Genomic DNA, 22,801 nt, shown 5'->3' with positions numbered 1-22,801 from the left:
AACTAATAAACTTTCAAACTCAAAAACTCACACATATATGAGATACAGGTTTTTTCAAATATTATTTACAACAACTGTTTTTATGTTTATCCAGAATATAAACGTAAAAGCTCAGGAAACAATAAAGCTAAGCCTGGTTTCATGCCGGGAAATGGCTTTATCACAAAGCGAATCCCTGCAACAGGCAGAACATAAATACCAGCAGTCGCAACTGGACAATAAAATAGCAACTTCGGCTTTCCTTCCGAAAATCGAGGCTTCAGGCACCGGAACATACGTATTTCCGGATATGGACATGATGGGTATGGATCTCAGAATGCGGGGAATGTATATGGCAGGAATAACCCTTACTCAACCACTATACGCAGGAGGAAAGATAATGACAGGAAAGAAACTCTCAAAACTGGGAGAGTCTATAGCAGCCGAACAGAAAAGGATGACAATGATGGACGTGCTGGTAGAAGCCGACAATGCTTACTGGACACTTATTGCCGTCAGACAAAAGGTAAAAATGCTGGACAGTTATAAAGAACAGATGGATTCGCTGTATTCTCAAGTGAAAACCGCTGTTGGGGCAGGGCTAAGCACAGAGAATGAGCTTCTGAGGATAGAGGCAAGCAGGAGTGACATTTTATACCAGATACAGAAGGCAAAGAACGGAGAGGACTTATGCCGCATGTCGCTATGCAGAATCACCGGCATTGACTCAAATGCAGAACTTGAGCTTACTGACACGACGATACACGTTAATGAGCCTGGACTTCTGACAGCGGATATTAACGGACGACCGGAGCTCAATCTGCTCAAACATCAGATGGATGCCACTCAAAAGCAGATACAGATGTCGCGCGCAAACATGCTGCCAACAATAGGACTTGTAGCAGGATATACATATTACGGCAATATCAAGCTTAACAGTATGGTTGACGCAGGCAACGGAACCATGGTGCCGTACTCACAGGAATTCCGCGACGGGTTAGGGGCTGTAATGCTGTCTGTGAATATTCCGATATTCGAGTGGGGTGCAAATCTGAAGAAAGTAAAAAAAGCAAAGCTTGATTTCAAGAATGCAGAACTGGAATTAAGCAGGAACTCACGGCTTATGACTTTGGAAGCTCAAAGCGCTCTGAAAAATGTTTACGACGGTTACCAACTTATCAGGACGGCAGAAGTTGGACTTAAACAGGCGGAGGAGAATTTGAGAGTAACCAATAACAAATACAATGTTTCGATGGCACTGCTTACTGACTTGCTCGATGCACAGTCGCAGTGGAAACAGGCAAAAAGCAATCTCATCGAAGCACAAACACAGTATAAAATTTATGAAACCGAGTATTTAAGGGCAACCGGAAGGCTAAATCAGAATTTCTCTCCGGATTATCAATAATTATTTTCAAATAAATAATATCAAAAAGACAGCCACACACAAACAATCTTTATACTTATGTTACACATAGTGCTGTATTACGAATATTTTATTAACAGAATGCTATAAAATAGTATATAATACAGTTATTGACAGGCTTGCGAGAATTAAAAAATCAGAGTCATCACGTACAGATACCCGATTTTTTCAATTCTCAGCAAGCATTTTTATACCTTCATCGGGCAACGACAACAAAAGACCGATAACCTCGGCATAATTTTTCTGTCCGGACGAAATTCTGTTACCCTTCAGATAGATTTCATACATTGCCGACTGAATTTCGCCAAGCAACGGACTATAGAGAGAGGACCAATGCATGCGCTTCTCCTTATACTGTTTTATCACTTCCGGCCGGACACCGGAAATCCAGTTTTTATAATCCTCTTCATTCAACAGACCTCGCGCATTCATCAGCACATATGGAAAGAGACCGAAATAACCACTGTACTTAATCTCAGCATCGGAAGAAAGAAGACAGGTCTGATATGCCCAAAGATTTGCTTCCGCCTCGCTGCTTATTCCCAAAAGATGGGAAAGTTCGTGAGCATATGTGAAAGGATACTCCAACGGAGTAATCTGCATATTGATATGCGACTCGGCAAAGAACGGTCCCATAAATCCGAGAACACCGGAACCGGAATAAAGGGAATTGAAAAGTAGTGCCTTTGGATGCTGAAACGAACGGGGAGTGGTGAGCCCATAGACATCAGATACTTTTTTGTAAGATAATTTTATCTCTTCATGAACATGCTCCGCAGATACGGTATCAATATTGCAACAGTAACTGTTCAGACTGTCGGTATATGAATACAGAAAATCTTTAAAACGCTGTTCATCGTATTTAGCAGGAGAGACACCGGCCCTTGTGAAAAAACTTTCACGATAATAATTTATTCCCCAACCGATATAAAACCACACGTATATCCATAAAAGCATTTCTGCCTCACGCAATAGAACCGTTTTCCATTTCAGTTTTCTGCATATCCGCCATACAAACGGAAATACTACGACTGACATTATCATCAGTAAGACACCTATCTCATCAAGAGAAAACGGCACAACGGATGATAATGCAGAAAGCACATATGACAATGACGGATAAATACTACGTGAATAAAACTCTGCGACACCGACATTCAGCGACGAGAGAATTACAAACAGAAAGAGCAGCAGGAGCAGGGTCCAACGGAAATATTTAAACTTGAACATATATTTTTGAGTTTTTAGGTTAGAAGTTGACGAGTTGACAAGTTAACGAGGTTGCCATCCGGATATAGAACCTTGTCAACTTGTAACTGAAGCCTTGTCAACTTTTTAATTATTAAGTTTAAGTGACGGCAAAATTATCTTTTTCTGATTAAAATACTTATTTTTGTAAAAGATTTTTCTAACTGATTTATAACCAAAAAACGATAAACGATTTATGGTATTGAACTACATCTGGATAGCATTTTTCCTTATCGCATTCGTAGTGGCAGCAGTAAGACTGGTCTTTATGGGCGACACAGGCGTTTTTCCGGCTATCATCAATTCGACTTTTGACTCGGCTAAGACAGCGTTCGACATCTCACTGGGACTGACAGGGGTGTTGTCTTTATGGCTTGGAATTATGAAAATAGGGGAACTGGGGGGAGTAATTAATATGTTCTCAAGAGTACTGAGTCCGCTGTTCACAAAGCTGTTTCCCGATATACCGAAAGGACATCCTGTGACAGGAAGTATATTCATGAACCTTGCAGCCAATATGCTGGGACTGGACAATGCCGCCACTCCGTTAGGACTGAAAGCTATGGAAGGACTTCAGGAACTGAACACAAAAAAGGATACTGCCAGCAATCCGATGATAATGTTCCTTGTACTGAATACCTCCGGACTTACCATTATTCCAATAAGCATAATGGTTTACAGAGCGCAACTTGGAGCCGCACAGCCTACAGATGTATTCGTACCGATACTGCTTGCTACGTTCTTTTCAACCTTGGCAGGAATTATCGCAGTAAGCGTTTATCAGAAAATCAATCTTCTGAACAGGACTATACTACTGTTTCTGGGTGGAGCCAGCCTGTTCATAGCAGGTATAATATATTTTTTCACCACGCTTTCAAGAGAGATGATTGACATATATTCCACCACGACTGCAAATGTATTCCTGTTCCTGATTATTATCGGCTTTATACTTGCCGGGATACGCAAGAAGGTCAATGTTTACGATGCATTTGTTGACGGTGCGAAAGAAGGATTCACCACAGCTGTAAGAATCATACCATATCTGGTAGCGATACTGGTAGCGATAGGGGTGTTCCGCGCTTCGGGAAGCATGGATTATATCATCAACGGAGTAGCCACATTGGTTGGCTGGTGCGGAATAGACAGCGAGTTTGTAGCGGCACTGCCTACAGCAATTATGAAGCCATTGAGCGGAAGCGGGGCACGCGGACTGATGGTTGATGCAATGACAACATACGGTGCAGATTCGTTCGTAGGACGTATGGCTTGTATCTTCCAAGGCTCTACAGATACCACTTTCTATATCCTCGCCGTTTACTTCGGAAGTGTAGGAATAAGCAAGACAAGACATGCTGTTCCTTGCGGACTATTGGCTGACTTGGCAGGAATAATTTCAGCCATATTTATATGCTATCTTTTCTTCGGATAAAAAACTAAAACTTATATAACGTATGATTACTTATCAGACAGACGGGGTTGAAATGCCCGACATCAAAAAGAGAGAAACTACAGAATGGATAAAAGCCGTAGCCGCCTCGTACGGTTTGCGCGTGGGAGAGATTGCCTACATCTTCTGCTCGGACGAAAAGATTCTGGAAGTAAACAGACAGTATCTGCAACATGATTATTACACTGACATCATCACATTCGACTATTGTGAAGGCAAGCGAATATCAGGCGACCTGTTCATAAGCCTTGACACTGTAAGAACGAATGCCGAACAGTTCGGAGCGGAATACGATACGGAACTGCACCGAGTGATTATCCACGGAATCCTGCACCTGTGCGGAATAAACGACAAGGGACCGGGAGGAAGAGAGATAATGGAAGCGGCAGAGAACAAGGCACTGGATATGCTTAAGGAAATGAAATAATTAGAACAAAAGTAGTGGGGCGGGAATTTCTCGCCCTACTTTGTTAAATGATATTTGCAAGGGGGAAAAACAACGATAATTTTCACTAATTTTGCAACCAGTAATAAACATCATAATTCAATGGAATTTAAGTACGACGTTATTGTAATCGGTGCCGGTCATGCAGGTTGTGAAGCTGCTGCGGCAGCAGCCAATCTTGGATCCAAGACATGTCTGATAACAATGGACATGAACAAGATTGCACAGATGAGCTGCAACCCTGCGGTAGGTGGTATTGCAAAGGGACAGATAGTAAGAGAGATTGACGCGTTGGGCGGATACATGGGATTAGTGACAGACAAGACTGCCATACAGTTCCGAATGCTGAACCGCTCAAAAGGTCCTGCCATGTGGAGCCCTCGCGCGCAGTGCGACAGAGGCAAATTCATATGGGCATGGAGAGAGGTTCTCGAGAACATTCCTAACCTGCATATATGGCAGGATACTGTGGAAGAACTTATAATCGAAAATGGGGAAGTTAAAGGGTTGATAACTTGCTGGGGCGTGACATTCTATGCAAAATGTATTGTTCTCACAGCAGGCACATTCCTCAACGGGCTTATGCACATAGGACGCAAGATGCTCGCCGGAGGACGTTGCGCAGAACCTGCTTCTTATCATCTTACTGAGTCTATAACCAGACATGGCATCACTGCCGGAAGAATGAAAACAGGTACACCGGTAAGAATTGACGCAAGAAGCGTACACTTCGACCTCATGGAGCCTCAGGACGGCGAGAACGATTTCCACAGATTTTCATTCATAAGTAAGCCAAGAGAACTTAAACAACTTCAGTGCTGGACTTGTTTTACTAACGAAGAGGTTCATGCCACACTGAGAAACGGACTGGCGGACTCCCCTCTTTACAACGGACAAATCCAGAGTATCGGTCCTCGCTACTGCCCGAGTATAGAAACGAAAATCGTAACTTTCCCGGACAAACCGCAGCACCAGCTTTTTCTGGAACCGGAAGGAGAGACTACACAGGAACTTTACCTCAACGGGTTCTCCTCTTCCCTACCTATGGACATCCAGCTTGAGGCTTTGAAGAAGATTCCTTGCTTTAAGGATGTGGTGCTTTACCGCTCGGGATATGCCATAGAATACGACTACTTCGACCCTACCCAACTCAAGCATACACTCGAATCGAAGATCGTCAAGAACCTGTTCTTTGCCGGTCAGGTGAACGGTACTACAGGTTACGAGGAAGCAGGCGGTCAGGGTATCATTGCAGGTATCAATGCTCATATCAACTGTCATGGCGGAGAGCCTTTCGTATTGGGAAGAGACGAAGCTTATATAGGCGTTCTGATAGACGACCTTGTGACAAAAGGTGTGGACGAACCTTACCGTATGTTTACTTCAAGAGCAGAATACAGAATCTTGCTGAGACAGGATGATGCCGACTTCAGACTTACAGAAAAGGCATACAAGCTCGGACTTGCAAAACAGGACAGATACGACATCCTCTGCAAGAAGCGTGAAGAAATAGAGAAGATAGTGGAATTCACCAAAACCTACTCTATCAAGGCCGACAAGATAAACGATGGTCTGGAAGCATTAGGAACTGCAAGACTGGTTCACGGATGTAAGCTAATAGACCTGATAAGCCGTCCGCAAATTACGATAGAAAACATAGCTCCTCTTGTTCCGGCATTCAAGGCTGTTCTCGACAGAATAGAAGACCGCAAGGAAGAAATTATAGAGGCGGCCGAAGTACAGATTAAATACAAAGGATACATCGACCGCGAGAGAATGATAGCCGACAAGATACACCGTCTGGAGTCAATCAAGATAAAAGGCAAATTCGACTATGACACCCTCCAGTCACTGTCAACCGAGGCAAGACAAAAGCTAAAGAAGATAGATCCTGAAACACTGGCACAGGCAAGCCGAATACCGGGTATATCTCCTAGCGACATCAATGTGCTACTTGTTCTCATGGGACGATAAAACGATGTTTCACGTGAAACAATTTGTTTAAGGATTACCCGCAAATCACTGTAAATAAAGGAAAACGCATTAAAGTTTAAAGTATGGTTAACGTAAAACTTTAAGGCTTGAACAAATAAAATCAAAACCAATGAACAAAGAAACTTTAAGAAAGAACCTCCGTGAGATTCCAGACTTCCCAAAGCCGGGAATTCTGTTCTATGACGTTACCACCCTATTCAAAAACAGCGAGTGCCTTAGCGGTCTGATAGACGAGCTGTATGAAATGTATAAGGACAAAGGCATCACTAAAGTCGTAGGAATCGAGTCAAGAGGATTTATCCTTGGCGGTGCTTTGGCTGCAAGACTTGGAGCCGGTTTTATCATGGCCCGCAAGCCAGGAAAACTTCCGGCAGAAGTAATTGAAGAGACTTACGAAAAGGAATACGGAACTGACACTATCCAACTTCATAAGGATGCCATCAGCGAAGACGATGTGGTATTACTTCACGACGACCTTCTTGCCACAGGCGGAACTATGGCAGCTACACACAGACTGGTTAAGAAAGCCGGAGCAAAAGAAACATATATCAACTTCGTTATAGAGCTGAAAGACCTTAACGGAAGAAAGGCTTTCCCTTCAGATGTTGACGTCACAACGATACTTGAACTCTAAATATTTTTTCAGCAATAATGGATTCGAAAGAGGAACTTAAAACCAGCGATTATCTTAGGGGAATTGTCTTGAACCTGCCGGACAGTCCAGGGATTTATCAATACCTGAACACCGAAGGTACTATCATTTATGTGGGTAAGGCAAAGAACTTGAAAAGACGCGTATATTCGTATTTTGCAAAGGAGCACCAATCGGCAAAGACAAGGATTCTGGTAAGCAAGATTGCGGATATAAAATACATCGTGGTAAACTCAGAGGAGGATGCATTATTGCTGGAAAATAACCTGATCAAAAAATATAAGCCACGATACAACGTCCTGCTTAAAGACGACAAGAGCTACCCTTCTATCTGCATCAGCAACGAGCATTTTCCACGTGTTTTCAAGACACGGAAGATAATCAGAAAAGAAGGTACATACTTCGGTCCTTACAGCCACGTTCCTTCAATGATGGCAGTATTGGAGCTTATAAAGAAACTCTATAATCTGCGCACTTGTCATCTGGCACTTACACCTGAAAACATATCGCAAGGGAAATTCAAGGTTTGCCTGGAATATCATATCAAGAACTGCAAAGGGCCATGTATAGGACTTCAAAGCCACGAAGAATACATGAAGCAGATAGCAGAAATAAAAGAGATTCTGAAAGGTAATACGCGAATCATAAGCGACATGCTGATGGACGAGATGCAGAAGCTGGCAAGCGAACTTAAGTTTGAAGAAGCACATAAGATAAAGCTGAAATACGACCTGGTGGAAAGCTACAGATCGAAGAGCGAGGTGGTAAGTTCAATACTTCACAACATCGATGTATTCTCTATAGAAACTGACGAGGGAGTGGCATATATCAACTATCTGCACATCACGAACGGATGCATAAACCAGGCATTCACTTTCGAATATAAAGTGCGGATGAACGAGACGAAAGAGGAACTGCTCCAGCTGGGTATTGTGGAGATGCGCGAAAGATACCAGAGCAAATCGAAAGAAATTATTGTTCCGTTCGAACTGGATATGGAAATGAACGGAGTGACATTTACAGTGCCACAAAGAGGCGACAAAAAACATCTTTTGGAACTGTCTATTCTGAACGTAAAACAGTATAAAGTAGATCGCCTGAAGCAGGCAGAAAAGCTTAATCCGGAGCAGAGGAGTGTAAGGCTGATGAAGGAGATTCAGGAACAGCTTCACCTGGAGAAAATGCCTGTACATATAGAATGTTTCGACAACTCCAACATTCAGGGCTCCGACGCCGTAGCAGCTTGCGTAGTTTTCAAGAAAGCGAAACCGAGCAAAAAGGACTACAGAAAATATATAATAAAAACAGTAGAAGGTCCGGACGATTATGCTTCGATGCAGGAAGTGGTGAGACGAAGATATACACGTATTTTGGACGAGCAGGGCGAACTGCCGGACGTTATTCTGACAGATGGTGGAAAAGGACAGATGGAAGTTGTAAGACAGGTAATAGAAGACGAGCTTCACCTCAATATTCCAATCGTGGGACTAGCAAAAGACAACCGCCACAGGACATCGGAAGTGCTTGCCGGTTTTCCACCGCAGACCATAGGAATAAAACAGGGAACTCCCCTATTCCATCTGCTTGAAAACATTCAGGACGAAGTGCACAGATTTGCCATCACCTTCCATCGCGACAAGAGAAGCAAGAGCCAGATAGCATCGGCACTGGACAACATCAAGGGTATCGGAGAGAAAAAGAAAACGGCGCTTCTGAAGGCTTTTAAGAGCGTCAGACGAATAAAGGAAACCAGCATAGAGGAATTATCCAAAGTTGTAGGAGAAGCCTCTGCAAAGGCCGTAAAAGAGGAATTAAACAAGGAATAATTTTATCAGAATATGAGACTAGTTATACAGAGAGTAAGCCATGCATCGGTAACCATAAACGGCGTGTGCAAATCGGCAATAAAGGAAGGTTTCATGATACTTGTAGGTATAGAGGAAGCCGACACTAAAGAAGATGCCGACTGGCTGTGCAAAAAGGTTATCGGACTGAGAGTGTTCGACGATGAAAACGGAGTGATGAACAAATCTATCATGGACATAAACGGTGAGATTCTAATCGTAAGCCAATTCACTCTTATGGCTTCTACAAAGAAAGGAAACAGACCATCGTACATCAGAGCTGCCGGACATGAGACCGCTATCCCACTCTATGAATACTTCTGCTGCGAAGTAAGCAAGGCATTGGGTAAAGAAGTTGGCACAGGTGAATTCGGGGCAGACATGAAAGTAGAGCTGCTTAACAACGGTCCTGTTACTATTTTAATCGACTCTAAAAATAAGGAATGAATCTTAGTTGACAAGGCTCTCCATCCGGATGGTAACCTCGTCAACTTGTCAACTAGTCAACTAGTAACTCAAAAACTCAAGAACCAAAAAACTCAAAAAATATGACACTTGATGAAGCCCAGAAAACAGTTGACAACTGGATAAAGGAATACGGAGTAAGATACTTCAGCGAACTTACCAATATGGCGGTTCTTACCGAAGAGGTTGGAGAACTGGCCAGAGTGATGTCAAGAAAATACGGCGACCAGTCGTTCAAAGAAGGCGAAAACCAGGATCCGGCAGACGAAATGGCCGATGTATTATGGGTACTGCTCTGCCTGGCAAACCAGACAGGCGTGAACCTTACTGAAGCATTCAAGAAGAACATCGAAAAGAAAACTTCAAGAGATAAAGACAGACATAAAAACAATCCAAAACTATAATGCTTATGAGTTACAACGAAGAAAACATCTACGATTTTGAACAGGAACATGACCACGAGCATGAACATGAGATGCCTACAAGTGATAAATACACAGAGGCACTGAACAAGTATAACACCGCCATAAAGGACGATGAAATAACTTATGCAACGGATAATATTCTGAATAAATATCTTCATGAGAACAATACAAAAGATGTAAAGAAATTTTTATTCAATTGCATAGACCTTACAAGTCTGAAATGTACAGACAGCGAAGAAAGCATACTTAAATTCACAGAGAAGGTTAATGAGTTTGTTGACAAATATCCTGACCTGAAAAACGTTGCCGCAGTCTGTGTTTACCCTAATATGGCAGAAATTGTGAACGACGCTCTGGAAGCGGACGACGTCAAGATAGCATGTGTTTCAGGAGGCTTCCCGTCATCACAGACATTCACCGAAGTCAAAGTAGCCGAAACAGCCATGGCTATACACGCAGGCGCCGACGAGATAGATATCGTTATGCCGGTAGGCAAATTCCTTAGCGGAGATTACGAGGGAATGTGCGACGAAATAGAGGAGCTGAAAGCCGTTTGTGGAGAAAAGCCACTGAAAGTAATACTTGAGACAGGAGTACTGGGAAGCGCTTCAAACATAAAGAAAGCTTCTATCCTGGCGATGTATGCAGGCGCTGACTTCATCAAGACTTCTACCGGAAAGGAAAGCATAGGAGCAACTCCAGAGGCTGCTTTTATAATGTGTAAGGCAATAAAGGAATATTTCCTTGAAACAGGAATAAAGATCGGTTTTAAAGCTGCCGGAGGTATCAATACAGTGGAAGATGCCTTGAAATATTATACAATAGCCAAAGAAGTACTTGGAGAAGAATGGCTGAACGAGGGACTATTCCGCCTCGGAACAAGTCGTCTTGCAAACCTTTTACTTTCGGACATAACAGGTGAAGACATCAAGTTCTTCTAAATCTACATAAAACGAAAAAGGACGGTTTCCCGTCCTTTTTTTATTTCTTTCTGTCAATTACATAATCAATATAAGCAGTCAATGCAAGCCTTATATCCTGTGGTATATATTCAGGCAATAAGTCTAGCGCCTTGTTTCTATAGTCACGCATAACCTTATCGGCATACTCTATCCCACCCTCTTTTTTAACCGTCTCAACAAACGACAGGATTTCGTCTTTGGTGGCATTCATTCCTCTTATGCGCAAGGCCAAAGCATTCAAGGATTCATCATTCATCTTATTCAGGACATATATTGCAGGCAGGGTAAGTTTACCTTCAACCATATCGTTTCCGGTAGGCTTTCCTATGTTTTCATCTTCAAAATAATCAAAGATATCATCCTTTATCTGAAATGCAATACCAAGCATCTCTCCAAATGATGCTGCACATTCAACCTCTTTTTCCGATGCTCCTACAGCAACTGCTCCACACTCTGCAGCAGCAGCAAACAACGCTGCAGTTTTTCTGCGTATTACATTGAAATAATCTTCTTCTGAGAATTCCTTGTTCGAAAGATTGGCCAACTGTATCACTTCACCCAAAGAAAGATCCTGACCAAGATCGGACACCAGTTCAACCAGCTTGATGTTTTTGGTCAATGAGGCATGTTTCAAACAAGTAGCCAGGATATAATCGCCAACCAGAACCGAAAGTTTGTTATTATAAACAGCATTTACAGACTGCTGTCCCCTACGTTCACTACTCTCATCCACCACATCATCATGAACAAGACTTGCCGTATGAAGCAATTCAAGCGACAGAGCTACATGCCTTACCGAATCATCTATAACGCCATAAGCTTTGGCAACAAGCATAACCAATATCGGTCTCATCATCTTGCCACTCCTATTCTTGATATATGCAAGCACATTGTCAAGAAGCGGATTATCACTCTTTAATGACGAAACGAATAGCTCTCTGAAAGCCTCCAACTCATTTGTAATAGGTTGTTTTATTATATCTACTGTGTTCATCGGGAATAAATTAGCGTACAAAAGTAATAATAAAACGGGGAATACGGTATTTTTTTGTACTTTTACATGAAATTTCATTATTAATTCACACTATATGGATAAACTTTTTCTACTCGATGCCTACGCATTAATCTACCGTGCATATTACGCATTAATCAAAAGTCCCAGAATAAACTCGAAAGGTTTCAACACATCGGCTATCCTGGGTTTTGTAAATACACTTGAAGATGTATTGAAAAAAGAATCGCCTACCCATATCGGTGTAGCTTTCGACCCATCAGGTCCGACATTCAGACACGAAGCATACAAGGAATACAAAGCACAGAGAGAAGAAACTCCTGAAGCAATACGATTGTCAGTTCCTATTATAAAGGATATAATCAGAGCTTACAAGATTCCTATACTGGAAGTTCCGGGATACGAAGCTGACGACGTTATCGGCACACTTGCCACCGAGGCCGGCAAAAGAGGTATCACAACTTATATGATGACTCCCGATAAAGACTACGGTCAGCTGGTAAGCGAGAACGTATTCATGTACAGACCTAAGTATGGCGACAAGGAATTCGACATAATGGGTATCGAAGAAGTAAAAGCAAAATTCAATATAGAATCTACCAGTCAGGTAATCGATATGCTTGGACTTATGGGTGACTCGTCAGACAATATACCGGGGTGTCCTGGCGTTGGCGAGAAAACCGCCCAGAAACTTATCTCGGAATTCGGAAGCATAGAAAACCTGCTTGAACATACAGACCAGTTGAAAGGGGCTATAAAGACAAAGGTAGAATCGAATGTCGAAAAGATAAAATTCTCTAAGTTCCTCGCCACTATAAAAACTGACGTTCCTATCGAACTTGACATGGATTCGCTGAAACGTGAAACTCCGGATGAGGAAAAACTCAGAAGCATTTTCGAGGAGCTGGAATTCCGTACCCTATTGGAAAGGGTATTCAAATCCGACAAAAAGCCGGCAGCAAAACCGGCACCCGAAAAACAGGCACTCCAAGGCGATCTCTTTGGATTTTTTGCCGACGACAATACGGAAGAACAGAAAAATTCAAGTCTCAAAAGGCTTGAAGACACCGATTATGACTATCAACTCATTGATACAGAGGATAAAATAAACGATTTTTTAAGAATAATCCTTACAAAGGAAATTATCAGTCTAGATACTGAGACTACAGGCACCGACGCAATGAGCGCAGAACTGGTAGGAATGAGCTTCAGTTACAAAGAAAACCAGGCTTTTTATGTTCCTGTTCCGCAAGACAGGGAAGAAGCTCAAAAAATCGTCGATAAGTTCAAACCTGTATTCGAAAATGAAAAATCCATAAAGGTAGGACAAAATATAAAATATGATATGATTGTCCTTGGCAATTATGGAGTCAGCATTAAAGGACAGATGTTCGACACCATGATTGCTCATTACGTGTTGCAGCCAGAACTGCATCATGGCATGGACTACCTGGCTGAAGTATATCTTAAATATGACACCATAAAGATAGAAGAGCTGATAGGTGCAAAAGGAAAGAACCAACGGAACATGCGCGACCTCTCCCCTACCGATATATATAAATATGCATGCGAGGATGCAGACGTAACGCTCAAACTTAAAAACATTCTTGAAAAGGAACTTGAGACTAACGGTGTGAAAGAACTGTTTGAAGAAATAGAGATGCCACTTGTTCCTGTGCTTGCATACATCGAAAGAAACGGAGTGAGAATTGATACCGAGGCCCTGAAAGAAACTTCCAGACATTTCACCATAAGAATGCGCGAAATAGAAGAAGAAATCTACAAGCTAGCAGGAATGGAATTCAATGTATCTTCCCCTAAACAGGTAGGCGAAGTTCTTTTCGACAGACTTAAGATTGTAGAAAAAGCCAAGAAAACCAAGACAGGACAATACGTAACATCGGAAGAGGTTCTGGAAAGTCTGAAAGGCAAACATCAGATAGTAGAAAAAATTCTTGACTACAGAGGATTGAAAAAACTGCTCAGTACATATGTAGATGCACTGCCTGAACTTATCAACCCGAAGACAGGAAGGATACATACATCTTTCAACCAAACAGTAACTGCTACAGGACGATTAAGCTCAAGCAATCCTAACCTGCAGAACATTCCTGTCAGAGACGATGACGGAAAAGAAATCAGAAAAGCATTTATCCCAGATGACGGATGCGAATTCTTTTCTGCCGACTATTCTCAGATAGAGCTTAGAATAATGGCACACCTGAGTGAAGACGACAATATGATTGAAGCATTCAGAGAGGAGCAGGATATTCATGCGGCAACCGCAGCCAAAATATATAAGATAAATATAGACGAAGTGACCAGAGAGCAAAGAAGCAAGGCTAAGACTGCGAACTTCGGAATTATATACGGTATTTCTGTCTTCGGGCTTGCGGAACGTCTGAATGTAGATCGCAAAGAAGCCAAGGAACTTATTGACGGATATTTCGAAAACTATCCGAAAGTAAAAGCCTATATGGACGAAAGCATACGTTCTGCAAGGGACAAAGGTTACATTGAGACAATTTTCAAGCGCAAAAGGTATCTTCCTGACATAAACTCAAGAAATGCCGTTGTTAGAGGGTATGCCGAACGAAATGCAATTAACGCCCCTATTCAGGGTAGTGCAGCCGATATTATCAAAGTAGCCATGATAAGAATATACAAACGCTTCATGGACGAAGGCATCAAGTCTAAAATGATACTACAGGTACACGACGAACTCAATTTCAGCGTGTTGAGAGAAGAAAAGGAAAAAGTGCAGCAAATTGTGATATCCGAAATGGAGGCTGCTTACAAAATGAAAGTACCTTTGCTTGCAGACTGTGGTTGGGGTCAAAATTGGCTTGAAGCGCACTAATTCATCTAAATTGTAAATAAAAGTTAAATAACTAACATTTTGCTAATTTATAGCTATTTTTTAGGGATAAACTATACAACATATCAAAATAACATCTATATTTGCACCGCAATCAAGAACAAAATGTAAGTTAAACCTAAAACAATAAAAATATGAAAGCTATGAATTTTATCAAAACCTTGTTAGTAATTGTAACAGTTTTTATCGCTAATGCTACTATTTCAGCTGCAAAGTTGAATAACAACCTGATTTACAACGCAGAAGAAGTTGACGGAGTGAAAGTTGCAGAAACAGTCTATAAGATGGATAACAATCTGCTAACTAAATACATGAAGTACAACTATAAATATGATGAAAATAACCAGATGACTGAAAATTTGTCACAGAAATGGAATGCTGAAAGCAACAGTTGGGTAAACGACTTGAAAATCTGTTATACTTATGACAACAAGAGCGTTACAACAGAATACTACAAATGGAACAGCAAGAAGGGTACATTCATCCTTATTCCTGACATGACAGTTACAATGGATAAATAAAAAACAAGCAGATAAAATCAGTAAACATAAATCTCTCTAAATTTTAGGAGGTATCTTTGGAAGATACCTCCTTTTTTTGCTATATGACTACCATTCTTTGGTTATATTATTAGAAATAAGTACCTTTGCAGAGTTTTAGATCTAAAAATAAAAAACTTAAATATATTTATGGCTCTACAATGTGGTATTGTCGGCCTACCTAACGTAGGCAAATCGACACTTTTCAATTGCTTATCTAATGCAAAGGCTCAGGCAGCCAATTTCCCATTCTGTACAATCGAACCTAACGTAGGTGTAATCACTGTACCTGACGAACGTCTTAACAAACTGGCAGAACTTATAAATCCTAACCGAATCGTTCCTACAACAGTAGAAATCGTTGATATCGCCGGTCTGGTAAAAGGAGCTAGCAAGGGCGAAGGTCTTGGTAACAAATTCCTTGCAAATATCCGCGAAACAGATGCAATCATCCACGTTTTGCGTTGCTTCGACGATGATAACGTAACTCACGTTGACGGAAGCGTTGACCCTGTACGCGACAAGGAGATTATCGATACCGAACTTCAGTTGAAAGACCTTGAAACTATTGAAAGCCGCATACAGAAAGTGCAGAAACAGGCACAGACAGGTGGCGACAAGGTTGCAAAACAGACATACGAGGTACTTGTACAGTACAAGGAAGCCCTTGAACAGGGAAAATCGGCACGTACAGTACAGTTCGAGACAAAAGACGAACAGAAGATAGCAAGAGAACTGTTCCTCATCACCAGCAAACCTGTACTTTATGTATGCAATGTGGATGAAGCAAGCGCTGTAAACGGAAACAAATACGTCGAACAGGTTCGTGAAGCCGTAAAAGACGAAAACGCGGAAATCCTTATCGTCGCGGCAAAGACAGAAGCAGACATTGCCGAACTTGAGACATACGAAGACCGCCAGATGTTCCTTCAGGAAGTAGGTCTGGAAGAATCAGGCGTTACACGACTCATCAAGGCTGCCTACAAGCTGCTTGACCTTGAGACATTCCTCACAGCCGGAGTACAGGAAGTAAGAGCATGGACATACCGCAAAGGCTGGAAGGCTCCACAATGCGCCGGCGTAATCCACACTGACTTCGAAAAAGGCTTTATCCGTGCCGAAGTAATCAAATACGACGATTACATCAAATACGGTTCTGAAGCAGCTGTAAAAGAAGCAGGCAAGATGAATGTCGAAGGTAAGGACTATATAGTTCAGGACGGCGACATCATGCACTTCAGATTCAATGTATAATCTCAATTATATATGCAAAAGAAATATCTAATCATAGGAACCGGCGGCGTTGGAGGCAGCATCGCCGGTTTTTTGGCATTAAACGGTGAGGACGTCACCTGCATAGCACGCGGCGCACACCTAGAGGCAATCCGAGACAAAGGACTGCACCTGAAATCCGATCTTAAAGGAGAACATTTTCTGAGCGTAAAAGCCTGTACATCTGAAGAATACAACGACAAGGCTGACGTTATTTTTGTATGCGTGAAAGGATATTCCATCGATTCCATAAAAGATGTACTCGAGCGCGCCTCAACACCCGACACACTGGTTATTCCGATACTTAATGTCTATGGCACAGGTCCTAGAATAGGTCGTCTTGCCCCATCGGTGAAAGTTCTTGACGGATGTATCTACATAGTAGGTTTCGTATCCGGCGAAGGCGAAATAACCCAGATGGGAACGATTTTCCGCCTCGTATTCGGGGCACGTCCGGAGCAGGGTGTTTCCCATGAAAGACTGGAAGAAATAGCTGATACGCTGCGTAAATGCGGTATTAAGGTAGATGTGTCCGACGATATAAACCGTGATACATTCATCAAATGGGCATTCATTTCTGCCATGGCCTGTACAGGAGCATATCACGATGTGCCGATGGGCGAAGTACAGCACGAAGGCGAAGTGCGCGACACCTTTAAAGGCCTGTCAACCGAAAGTGCTGAGATAGGCCGTCGCCTTGGAGTAGTATTCCCTGAAGACCCTGTAGAATATAATCTGAAGGTTATAGACAAGCTCGATCCTCACAGCACGGCATCAATGCAGAAGGATATTGCCAGAGGACATCAGTCCGAGATACAGGGAATGCTGTTCGATATGATAGACCTTGGCGAAAAGCTTGGAGTAAACCTCGATACATATCATAAGGTTGCAAAAAAGTTCATAAAATAGTTATGAGTTGACAAGTTGACAAGTTAACAAGTTAACGAGTTGACAAGGTTACCATCCGGATGGAGAACCTTGTCAACTCGTAACTGAAACCTCGTCAACTTAAAAAAACGACACTAAGAATGAAAGACAGAGAAAAGAGAGTACTGGTAGGCATGAGCGGCGGAATAGACAGTTCTGCCACGTGCATCATGCTTCAGGAAAAAGGATATGAAGTAGTGGGCGTAACCATGCGCACATGGGACATAGCGTCGCAGTTCACCACCCCAGGCCAGGAAGAGCCTAACTTTGTGCTCGAAGCAAGAGCACTGGCAGCCAAGCTGGGTATAGAACATCATGTGGCAGACGTTCGCGAGGAATTCAGGCAGGTGATAGTGAAGTATTTCATCGATGAATACATGCGTGGCCGCACCCCTAACCCATGCGTTATGTGCAATCCGCTTTTCAAGGAAAGGATATTGTGCGAATGGGCTGACAAGACCAATTGTGCCTACATAGCAACAGGTCATTACTGCCGTATGGAGGAAAGAAACGGCAACAGATATATACTCACGGGCGATGACAGTACAAAAGACCAGTCGTATTTCCTTTGGAAACTCCCTCAGGAGATACTCCGCAGAATGATGTTCCCGCTAGGTGGAATGACTAAGGTAGAAGTAAGGGAATACCTTGCATCGAAAGGCTTCGAAGCCAAGGCCAAGGGAGGAGAAAGCATGGAAATATGCTTTATCGACAAGGACTACAGAGACTTCCTGAAAGAACATTGTCCTGACATTGACGAGAAGATAGGTCCGGGGTGGTTTGTTGACAGCAAGGGGCTGAAATTAGGTCAGCACAAAGGTTTTGCCTATTACACCATAGGACAGCGCAAAGGCCTGGAAATAGCACTGGGAAAACCTGCCTACGTACTGAAAATAAACCCTGCAAAGAATACTGTAATGCTGGGCGACACCGAGCAGCTAAAGACTGAATACATGCTGGTGGAGGATATCAACGCTGCCGACATAAACGAGATTCTTACATGTCCAGAACTATCGGTAAGAATACGCTACAGAAGCAAGCCTATTCCATGCACCGCTACCCTATTGGAGGACGGACGCTTGATGGTGCATTTCAGCGTCGAGGCATCGGCCATCACACCGGGACAGTCTGCCGTGTTCTACGACGGCAACCGCGTTCTGGGAGGCGGTTTCATTGCCTTCCAGAACGAAGTGAAGAAGATTGTCAGCGGTATGACGCAGCAAACTCTTTAGAAACAGAATTATGTACACTGCGGCACACTTCAGCACTGAAGTCAATGCCGCAGCGTATTATCTTGTCCCAATCGCTTTCAGAAAGACCGGACAAATCATCTTTCCCGATATTGTTCTTTATAAGCCCATATACCACTCCGGCATTAAAATTATCGCCAGCACCTACGGTACTTACCGTTTCAACTGGCTCAATTCCGTATTCCTTCCTGAAATTACCCGTATAGAGGTGTATATCCTTATCGGCATCAGTACAGATAAAGTTCTTGCAATAGAAACCAACGTTATTCTTATAAACCTTATCCGGATCATTTATTTTGAACAAGTTCTGGAAGTCCTCAGTAGAGCCGCGCAGAATATCCGCATACTCAAAGTTCTCAAGCACTGTAGGCATAAGCTTAATAGCCTCCGACAGATGATTACTTCTGAAATTCACGTCATAATATATTATGGCACCATTATCCTTGGCCTTGTCCATTACTTCCTTAATCTTGTCACGAAGCAAAGGCGATATAGCATAATACGAACCTATCATAAGTATATCGTCCTTACCTATTTCCGGCATCGTTACATCCAGCCTCAACTTAGGATAATCCTTATAGAAAATATATTCCGCATCGTTCCTTTCATTCAGGAAAGCCAGAGATACGGGCGATTTCCCGTCTGGAAAAACATTCACACTGTCAGTTTTCACACCGTTTTCACGCATATTCTCAAGGATAATCTGTCCTACCCTGTCGTTACCTGTCTCGCTGATGAACGTTACGTCCATGCCCATTCTTCCCAACGACACAATACCGTTATACACCGAACCTCCCGGCACAGCTGCCTGTGGCTGTCCGTCTCTGAAAAGTATATCTAGTATCGTCTCTCCTATACCTATAATCTTTCGCATCTTTTTTAGTTTACAAGTTAAATAGTTACTAGTTGACTAGAGACTAGTTGACGAAGTCCCCTAGTATCTTATTTTATCAATTCCACAAGTTCTTCGAACGAATTTGCCACCTTATAAAAGTTCTTCAGCGGCGAGTGCGCAAAGTGCTGCCTCTCCAGTCCATCAAGGAATGCAATGACTCCGTCCCAGAATCCGTTTATATTGTAGAAAATCACCTGCTTTCTGTGGTATCCTATAGTAGCCGATGCCATTGCGCTGAACACCTCGTCCAATGTTCCAACTCCTCCGGGCAATGCTATCGACACATCCGACTCGCGCAACATCACGTCTTTCCTTTCACTCAGATTGTCAGTACGGAAAACCACGTCGCAAAGGTCACTGGTCTTCCCGCGTTCCTCCACTATGGTAGGCACCACTCCCATCACCATAGCTCCGTGTGCCTTAGCTTCGGCGGCAATCTCCTCCATCAGTCCCGAACTTGTACCGCCATAAACCAGAGTTTTACTGTTATCACCCATCCAGGCACCAAGCTCGCGTGCCTTTTCGGCATAGATATTATCAATGTCCTGCGATGCAGAACAGAATACTGCTATATGTTCCATTTCAGATGAATTTTATTTACAAATATGGAGATAAAAAACGACACTTTTCGCATGCCCGATACATTTTTTTTAAACGTGCGTCCATTTCACCTTAAACGTGCGTCCATTTTGATCAAAACGTGCGTCCATTTTACCTTAAACGTGCCCACGTTTTTTTATAACAAAAACCTTTCTTAAATTTGCACCATACAATAACTTAAAAATGAACACAATATCTACATATACACTTGCTAACGGACTGAGGATAATACACTGTCCTAGCCCAACCGACGTAGTCTATTGCGGATACGCCATAAACGCAGGCACACGCGATGAAAAAGACAACGAACAAGGAATAGCTCACTTTGTGGAACATCTCCTGTTCAAGGGCACCACACACCGCCGCGCATGGCACATACTCAACCGTATGGAAAACGTAGGGGGCGACCTCAATGCCTATACCAACAAGGAAGAGACAGTTGTCTATAGTGCTTTCCTGCGACAGCATTTCATGCGTGCCGCCGAACTTCTTACAGACATCGTATTCCACAGCACATTTCCGGAGAACCAAATTGAGAAAGAAGTGGAAGTCATAATAGACGAAATACAGAGTTACGAAGACAGCCCTGCCGAACTTATATTCGACGATTTCGAGGAACTGATATTTCCCGACCATCCGCTGGGAAGAAATATTCTCGGAAAACCGGAGCTCCTCAGAGGATTCGGGCCGGAAGACGCACTACGCTTTACAGGCAACAGATACAAGACCGGCAACATGGTATTTTTCATCTTGGGAAATATCCCGTTCAGGAAAGTTACAGATACAATCGGAAAACTTACCCGCGACATCACACCATATACATCTCCTGTAGGCGAACGTACCTCTCCCCTGCCTTACGTTCCACGCGACCTCATTATGAGCCGAGACACCCATCAGTCGCACGTCATGATAGGCACAAGAGCCTACGATGCACATAACAACAGGCGGACAGGCCTCTATCTGCTTAACAATATACTTGGCGGTCCGGGAATGAACAGCCGTCTGAATGTAGTACTCAGAGAGAAAAACGCCCTTGTATATAACGTAGAATCGAACCTCACATCATACACCGACACCGGAGTGTTCAGCATATACTTCGGTTGCGATCAGGAAGACAGAGACCGCTGTATAGAGCTGACAAGGAAGGAACTCAAGAAACTGAGAGACAATCTGATGAAAGAGAGCCAACTCTCGGCAGCAAAGAAGCAGATTATAGGACAGTTGGGAGTGGCATCAGACAATTTTGAGAACTGTGCCCTCGACATGGGAAAATGCTTCCTTCACTATAACCGCTACGAAGAAAAAGAAGAAGTCTATAAGCGAATAGAAAGCATCACTTCGAAAGAACTTCTCGAAATATCCAATGAAATATTCAGCGAAGAACGCCTATCTACGCTGATTTATGAATAAAAAAATATCACTTTAAATTACAAACCACCCAAAATCACGGTTTTCGGTGGTTTTTTCTTGTTAATAAATCATTAATTTTCGCACCGGAAAAACACGCCTCAAAAAAGTTTTTACCACATAGTCGCAAATTTTTACACAATAGTACACAGATACGACCGGATAGTAACAAATCGACAAAAGCGCGTTTGTAAAAGAGTAAAGTAAAAACTAATTTTGGAGTAATTTAACAAAGGGAAAACAAAGCGAAATCAAAGATTTATGGGTGAGGTTAACAAAGTACGCAAGGCGAAAGATTCGGAAAAAATAAAGAATCTTGTAGATCAATGGGTCAGAAATAAAGAATACCTTATGCACGACATAGGAGTAGAGAAACTGGGTAAAGTATTGGGGATAAACCGTACTTATATATCAAACTATATCAACGATACTTATCAGACAAACTTCAATACATGGATTCACAAGATGAGGATTGCCGAAGCACAACGACTTATCATGGAAAATCCTCATACATCACTCGGACAAATAGCTTCAATGACAGGCTATACTGACCAGGCACACTTCTGTAAGCAATTCAGAGTCGTTACAGGTACATCTCCTACAAAATGGAGAAAGGAAAACATCGAAAAATAAATAAACTGTTATTAATACTAACAAGAAAGAAATAATGATATTAAAGACATCATGCTACATCAACTCTTTAATATTTATTATTATACAAATCATAAAATTCGACATAATAAGGAATACCATTTAACTATACTTGCATAAAACACATAAACAAAAAGATCTGAATATATAGCGTAAAAATTACACTTTTATACTAAAATATTTAAATTAATTATTTATTGCAACGAAAATATGTTATGAAACATCAATCAATAAAATTTTACTAATAGACAAACAATTTGTATTATTATTTAATAATTTTGGGAAACACGATGATAAAAAGCGAGAAAGACCAAAAACAATAAAAAATTAATTTAAGATACAAAGTTCCCCCGCAACTTTGCCTATTGCTAGAAAACGAACTTAAAGATAAAACTTTAAACTAATAACCTTATTAATTAACCTAAAAAAGGAAACAGTATGAGAAAATGGACTTATCTCGTGGCTGCTCTACTCATGAGCGG

General features: G+C 42.2%; 20 protein-coding genes. 16 read left to right on the top strand and 4 right to left on the bottom strand.

Annotated features, from left to right (window positions below; all coding sequences use genetic code 11):
- The first annotated feature begins 82 nt into the window (after nt 1-82).
- Nucleotides 83-1,387, top strand: a complete 1,305-nt coding sequence (locus H6A61_RS08675) for a TolC family protein (RefSeq protein WP_204392906.1) — start codon at nt 83-85, stop codon at nt 1,385-1,387.
- A 186-nt stretch (nt 1,388-1,573) separates the two neighbouring features.
- Here the strand turns inward: H6A61_RS08675 and H6A61_RS08670 are convergent, their stop codons facing one another.
- Nucleotides 1,574-2,635 (bottom strand): DUF3810 domain-containing protein, encoded by a 1,062-nt coding sequence (locus H6A61_RS08670; protein WP_204392904.1) that lies wholly within the window; start codon nt 2,633-2,635, stop codon nt 1,574-1,576.
- 214 nt (nt 2,636-2,849) lie between these two features.
- On the opposite strand from H6A61_RS08670, the gene H6A61_RS08665 reads away from it, so the two are divergent.
- The 8 genes from H6A61_RS08665 to deoC all read left to right on the top strand — a co-directional run bounded on the left by H6A61_RS08665 (nt 2,850) and on the right by deoC (nt 10,867).
- Complete coding sequence (locus tag H6A61_RS08665; protein WP_154044730.1) at nt 2,850-4,082, top strand: nucleoside recognition domain-containing protein; 1,233 nt, start codon at nt 2,850-2,852, stop codon at nt 4,080-4,082.
- A 22-nt stretch (nt 4,083-4,104) separates the two neighbouring features.
- On the top strand, nt 4,105-4,527 hold the full coding sequence (ybeY, locus tag H6A61_RS08660; RefSeq protein ID WP_204392902.1) for an rRNA maturation RNase YbeY: 423 nt from the start codon (nt 4,105-4,107) through the stop codon (nt 4,525-4,527).
- 120 nt (nt 4,528-4,647) lie between these two features.
- A complete protein-coding gene (mnmG, locus tag H6A61_RS08655) occupies nt 4,648-6,519 on the top strand; it encodes a tRNA uridine-5-carboxymethylaminomethyl(34) synthesis enzyme MnmG (RefSeq protein WP_204392900.1) in 1,872 nt (623 codons plus the stop codon).
- 130 nt (nt 6,520-6,649) lie between these two features.
- Complete coding sequence (locus H6A61_RS08650; RefSeq protein WP_204392898.1) at nt 6,650-7,174, top strand: adenine phosphoribosyltransferase; 525 nt, start codon at nt 6,650-6,652, stop codon at nt 7,172-7,174.
- A 17-nt stretch (nt 7,175-7,191) separates the two neighbouring features.
- Entirely contained in the window at nt 7,192-9,018 is a 1,827-nt protein-coding gene (uvrC, locus tag H6A61_RS08645) for an excinuclease ABC subunit UvrC (RefSeq protein WP_204392896.1), read from the top strand.
- A 12-nt stretch (nt 9,019-9,030) separates the two neighbouring features.
- Nucleotides 9,031-9,483, top strand: coding sequence for a D-aminoacyl-tRNA deacylase (gene dtd / locus H6A61_RS08640; RefSeq protein ID WP_204392894.1), 453 nt, complete (start codon nt 9,031-9,033; stop codon nt 9,481-9,483).
- A gap of 101 nt (nt 9,484-9,584) precedes the next feature.
- A complete protein-coding gene (locus H6A61_RS08635; protein ID WP_154044736.1) occupies nt 9,585-9,905 on the top strand; it encodes a nucleotide pyrophosphohydrolase in 321 nt (106 codons plus the stop codon).
- 71 nt (nt 9,906-9,976) lie between these two features.
- Complete coding sequence (gene deoC / locus H6A61_RS08630) at nt 9,977-10,867, top strand: deoxyribose-phosphate aldolase (RefSeq protein ID WP_239469162.1); 891 nt, start codon at nt 9,977-9,979, stop codon at nt 10,865-10,867.
- A 40-nt stretch (nt 10,868-10,907) separates the two neighbouring features.
- Here deoC and H6A61_RS08625 read toward each other — a convergent pair whose 3' ends face one another.
- Nucleotides 10,908-11,882 (bottom strand): polyprenyl synthetase family protein, encoded by a 975-nt coding sequence (locus H6A61_RS08625; RefSeq protein WP_204392890.1) that lies wholly within the window; start codon nt 11,880-11,882, stop codon nt 10,908-10,910.
- Nucleotides 11,883-11,976: 94 nt separating this feature from the next.
- On the opposite strand from H6A61_RS08625, the gene polA reads away from it, so the two are divergent.
- The 5 genes from polA to mnmA all read left to right on the top strand — a co-directional run bounded on the left by polA (nt 11,977) and on the right by mnmA (nt 18,748).
- Nucleotides 11,977-14,760, top strand: a complete 2,784-nt coding sequence (polA, locus tag H6A61_RS08620; protein WP_204392888.1) for a DNA polymerase I — start codon at nt 11,977-11,979, stop codon at nt 14,758-14,760.
- A gap of 152 nt (nt 14,761-14,912) precedes the next feature.
- Nucleotides 14,913-15,299: a DUF3836 domain-containing protein gene (locus H6A61_RS08615; protein ID WP_204392886.1), complete on the top strand. Its 387-nt coding sequence runs from the start codon at nt 14,913-14,915 to the stop codon at nt 15,297-15,299.
- Between the two features lie 168 nt (nt 15,300-15,467).
- Nucleotides 15,468-16,571, top strand: coding sequence for a redox-regulated ATPase YchF (gene ychF / locus H6A61_RS08610; RefSeq protein ID WP_204392884.1), 1,104 nt, complete (start codon nt 15,468-15,470; stop codon nt 16,569-16,571).
- A gap of 12 nt (nt 16,572-16,583) precedes the next feature.
- The gene (locus H6A61_RS08605) at nt 16,584-17,498 is read left to right on the top strand and encodes a ketopantoate reductase family protein (RefSeq protein WP_204392882.1); all 915 of its coding nucleotides are present in this window, start codon (nt 16,584-16,586) and stop codon (nt 17,496-17,498) included.
- A 119-nt stretch (nt 17,499-17,617) separates the two neighbouring features.
- A complete protein-coding gene (mnmA, locus tag H6A61_RS08600) occupies nt 17,618-18,748 on the top strand; it encodes a tRNA 2-thiouridine(34) synthase MnmA (protein ID WP_204392880.1) in 1,131 nt (376 codons plus the stop codon).
- On the opposite strand, the gene H6A61_RS08595 is transcribed toward mnmA, so the two are convergent.
- Nucleotides 18,720-19,640 carry a carbohydrate kinase family protein gene (locus tag H6A61_RS08595; RefSeq protein ID WP_204392878.1) on the bottom strand — a complete coding sequence of 307 codons (921 nt, stop codon included), beginning with the start codon at nt 19,638-19,640 and terminating at the stop codon, nt 18,720-18,722. The genes mnmA and H6A61_RS08595 overlap by 29 nt on opposite strands.
- A 68-nt stretch (nt 19,641-19,708) precedes the next feature.
- Nucleotides 19,709-20,242, bottom strand: coding sequence for a TIGR00730 family Rossman fold protein (locus tag H6A61_RS08590; RefSeq protein ID WP_204392876.1), 534 nt, complete (start codon nt 20,240-20,242; stop codon nt 19,709-19,711).
- Nucleotides 20,243-20,444: 202 nt separating this feature from the next.
- Between H6A61_RS08590 and H6A61_RS08585 the strand changes: the two genes are divergently transcribed.
- Nucleotides 20,445-21,671, top strand: a complete 1,227-nt coding sequence (locus tag H6A61_RS08585) for a M16 family metallopeptidase (protein ID WP_204392874.1) — start codon at nt 20,445-20,447, stop codon at nt 21,669-21,671.
- Between the two features lie 258 nt (nt 21,672-21,929).
- Nucleotides 21,930-22,301 (top strand): helix-turn-helix domain-containing protein, encoded by a 372-nt coding sequence (locus H6A61_RS08580; RefSeq protein ID WP_204392872.1) that lies wholly within the window; start codon nt 21,930-21,932, stop codon nt 22,299-22,301.
- The last annotated feature ends 500 nt before the right edge of the window (nt 22,302-22,801 follow it).

Origin of the sequence: Bacteroides caecigallinarum, from assembly GCF_016901995.1 — a bacterium.
Classification (GTDB): domain Bacteria; phylum Bacteroidota; class Bacteroidia; order Bacteroidales; family Bacteroidaceae; genus Phocaeicola; species Phocaeicola cellulolyticus.
The sequence above is the reverse complement of the archived record's forward strand: the minus strand, read 5'-3'. Positions and strand labels throughout refer to the sequence as shown.

Excerpts from the sequence above, each read along its gene's own strand:
- H6A61_RS08635 (WP_154044736.1), top strand. The coding sequence starts at position 9,585 with ATGACACTTGATGAAGCCCAGAAAACAGTTGACAACTGGATAAAGGAA.
- H6A61_RS08670 (WP_204392904.1), bottom strand. The coding sequence starts at position 2,635 with ATGTTCAAGTTTAAATATTTCCGTTGGACCCTGCTCCTGCTGCTCTTT.
- H6A61_RS08625 (WP_204392890.1), bottom strand. The coding sequence starts at position 11,882 with ATGAACACAGTAGATATAATAAAACAACCTATTACAAATGAGTTGGAG.
- dtd (WP_204392894.1), top strand. The coding sequence starts at position 9,031 with ATGAGACTAGTTATACAGAGAGTAAGCCATGCATCGGTAACCATAAAC.
- H6A61_RS08585 (WP_204392874.1), top strand. The coding sequence starts at position 20,445 with ATGAACACAATATCTACATATACACTTGCTAACGGACTGAGGATAATA.
- polA (WP_204392888.1), top strand. The coding sequence starts at position 11,977 with ATGGATAAACTTTTTCTACTCGATGCCTACGCATTAATCTACCGTGCA.
- H6A61_RS08590 (WP_204392876.1), bottom strand. The coding sequence starts at position 20,242 with ATGGAACATATAGCAGTATTCTGTTCTGCATCGCAGGACATTGATAAT.
- mnmA (WP_204392880.1), top strand. The coding sequence starts at position 17,618 with ATGAAAGACAGAGAAAAGAGAGTACTGGTAGGCATGAGCGGCGGAATA.
- H6A61_RS08615 (WP_204392886.1), top strand. The coding sequence starts at position 14,913 with ATGAAAGCTATGAATTTTATCAAAACCTTGTTAGTAATTGTAACAGTT.
- uvrC (WP_204392896.1), top strand. The coding sequence starts at position 7,192 with ATGGATTCGAAAGAGGAACTTAAAACCAGCGATTATCTTAGGGGAATT.
- mnmG (WP_204392900.1), top strand. The coding sequence starts at position 4,648 with ATGGAATTTAAGTACGACGTTATTGTAATCGGTGCCGGTCATGCAGGT.
- ychF (WP_204392884.1), top strand. The coding sequence starts at position 15,468 with ATGGCTCTACAATGTGGTATTGTCGGCCTACCTAACGTAGGCAAATCG.
- ybeY (WP_204392902.1), top strand. The coding sequence starts at position 4,105 with ATGATTACTTATCAGACAGACGGGGTTGAAATGCCCGACATCAAAAAG.
- H6A61_RS08605 (WP_204392882.1), top strand. The coding sequence starts at position 16,584 with ATGCAAAAGAAATATCTAATCATAGGAACCGGCGGCGTTGGAGGCAGC.
- H6A61_RS08650 (WP_204392898.1), top strand. The coding sequence starts at position 6,650 with ATGAACAAAGAAACTTTAAGAAAGAACCTCCGTGAGATTCCAGACTTC.
- deoC (WP_239469162.1), top strand. The coding sequence starts at position 9,977 with ATGCCTACAAGTGATAAATACACAGAGGCACTGAACAAGTATAACACC.
- H6A61_RS08675 (WP_204392906.1), top strand. The coding sequence starts at position 83 with ATGTTTATCCAGAATATAAACGTAAAAGCTCAGGAAACAATAAAGCTA.
- H6A61_RS08580 (WP_204392872.1), top strand. The coding sequence starts at position 21,930 with ATGGGTGAGGTTAACAAAGTACGCAAGGCGAAAGATTCGGAAAAAATA.
- H6A61_RS08595 (WP_204392878.1), bottom strand. The coding sequence starts at position 19,640 with ATGCGAAAGATTATAGGTATAGGAGAGACGATACTAGATATACTTTTC.
- H6A61_RS08665 (WP_154044730.1), top strand. The coding sequence starts at position 2,850 with ATGGTATTGAACTACATCTGGATAGCATTTTTCCTTATCGCATTCGTA.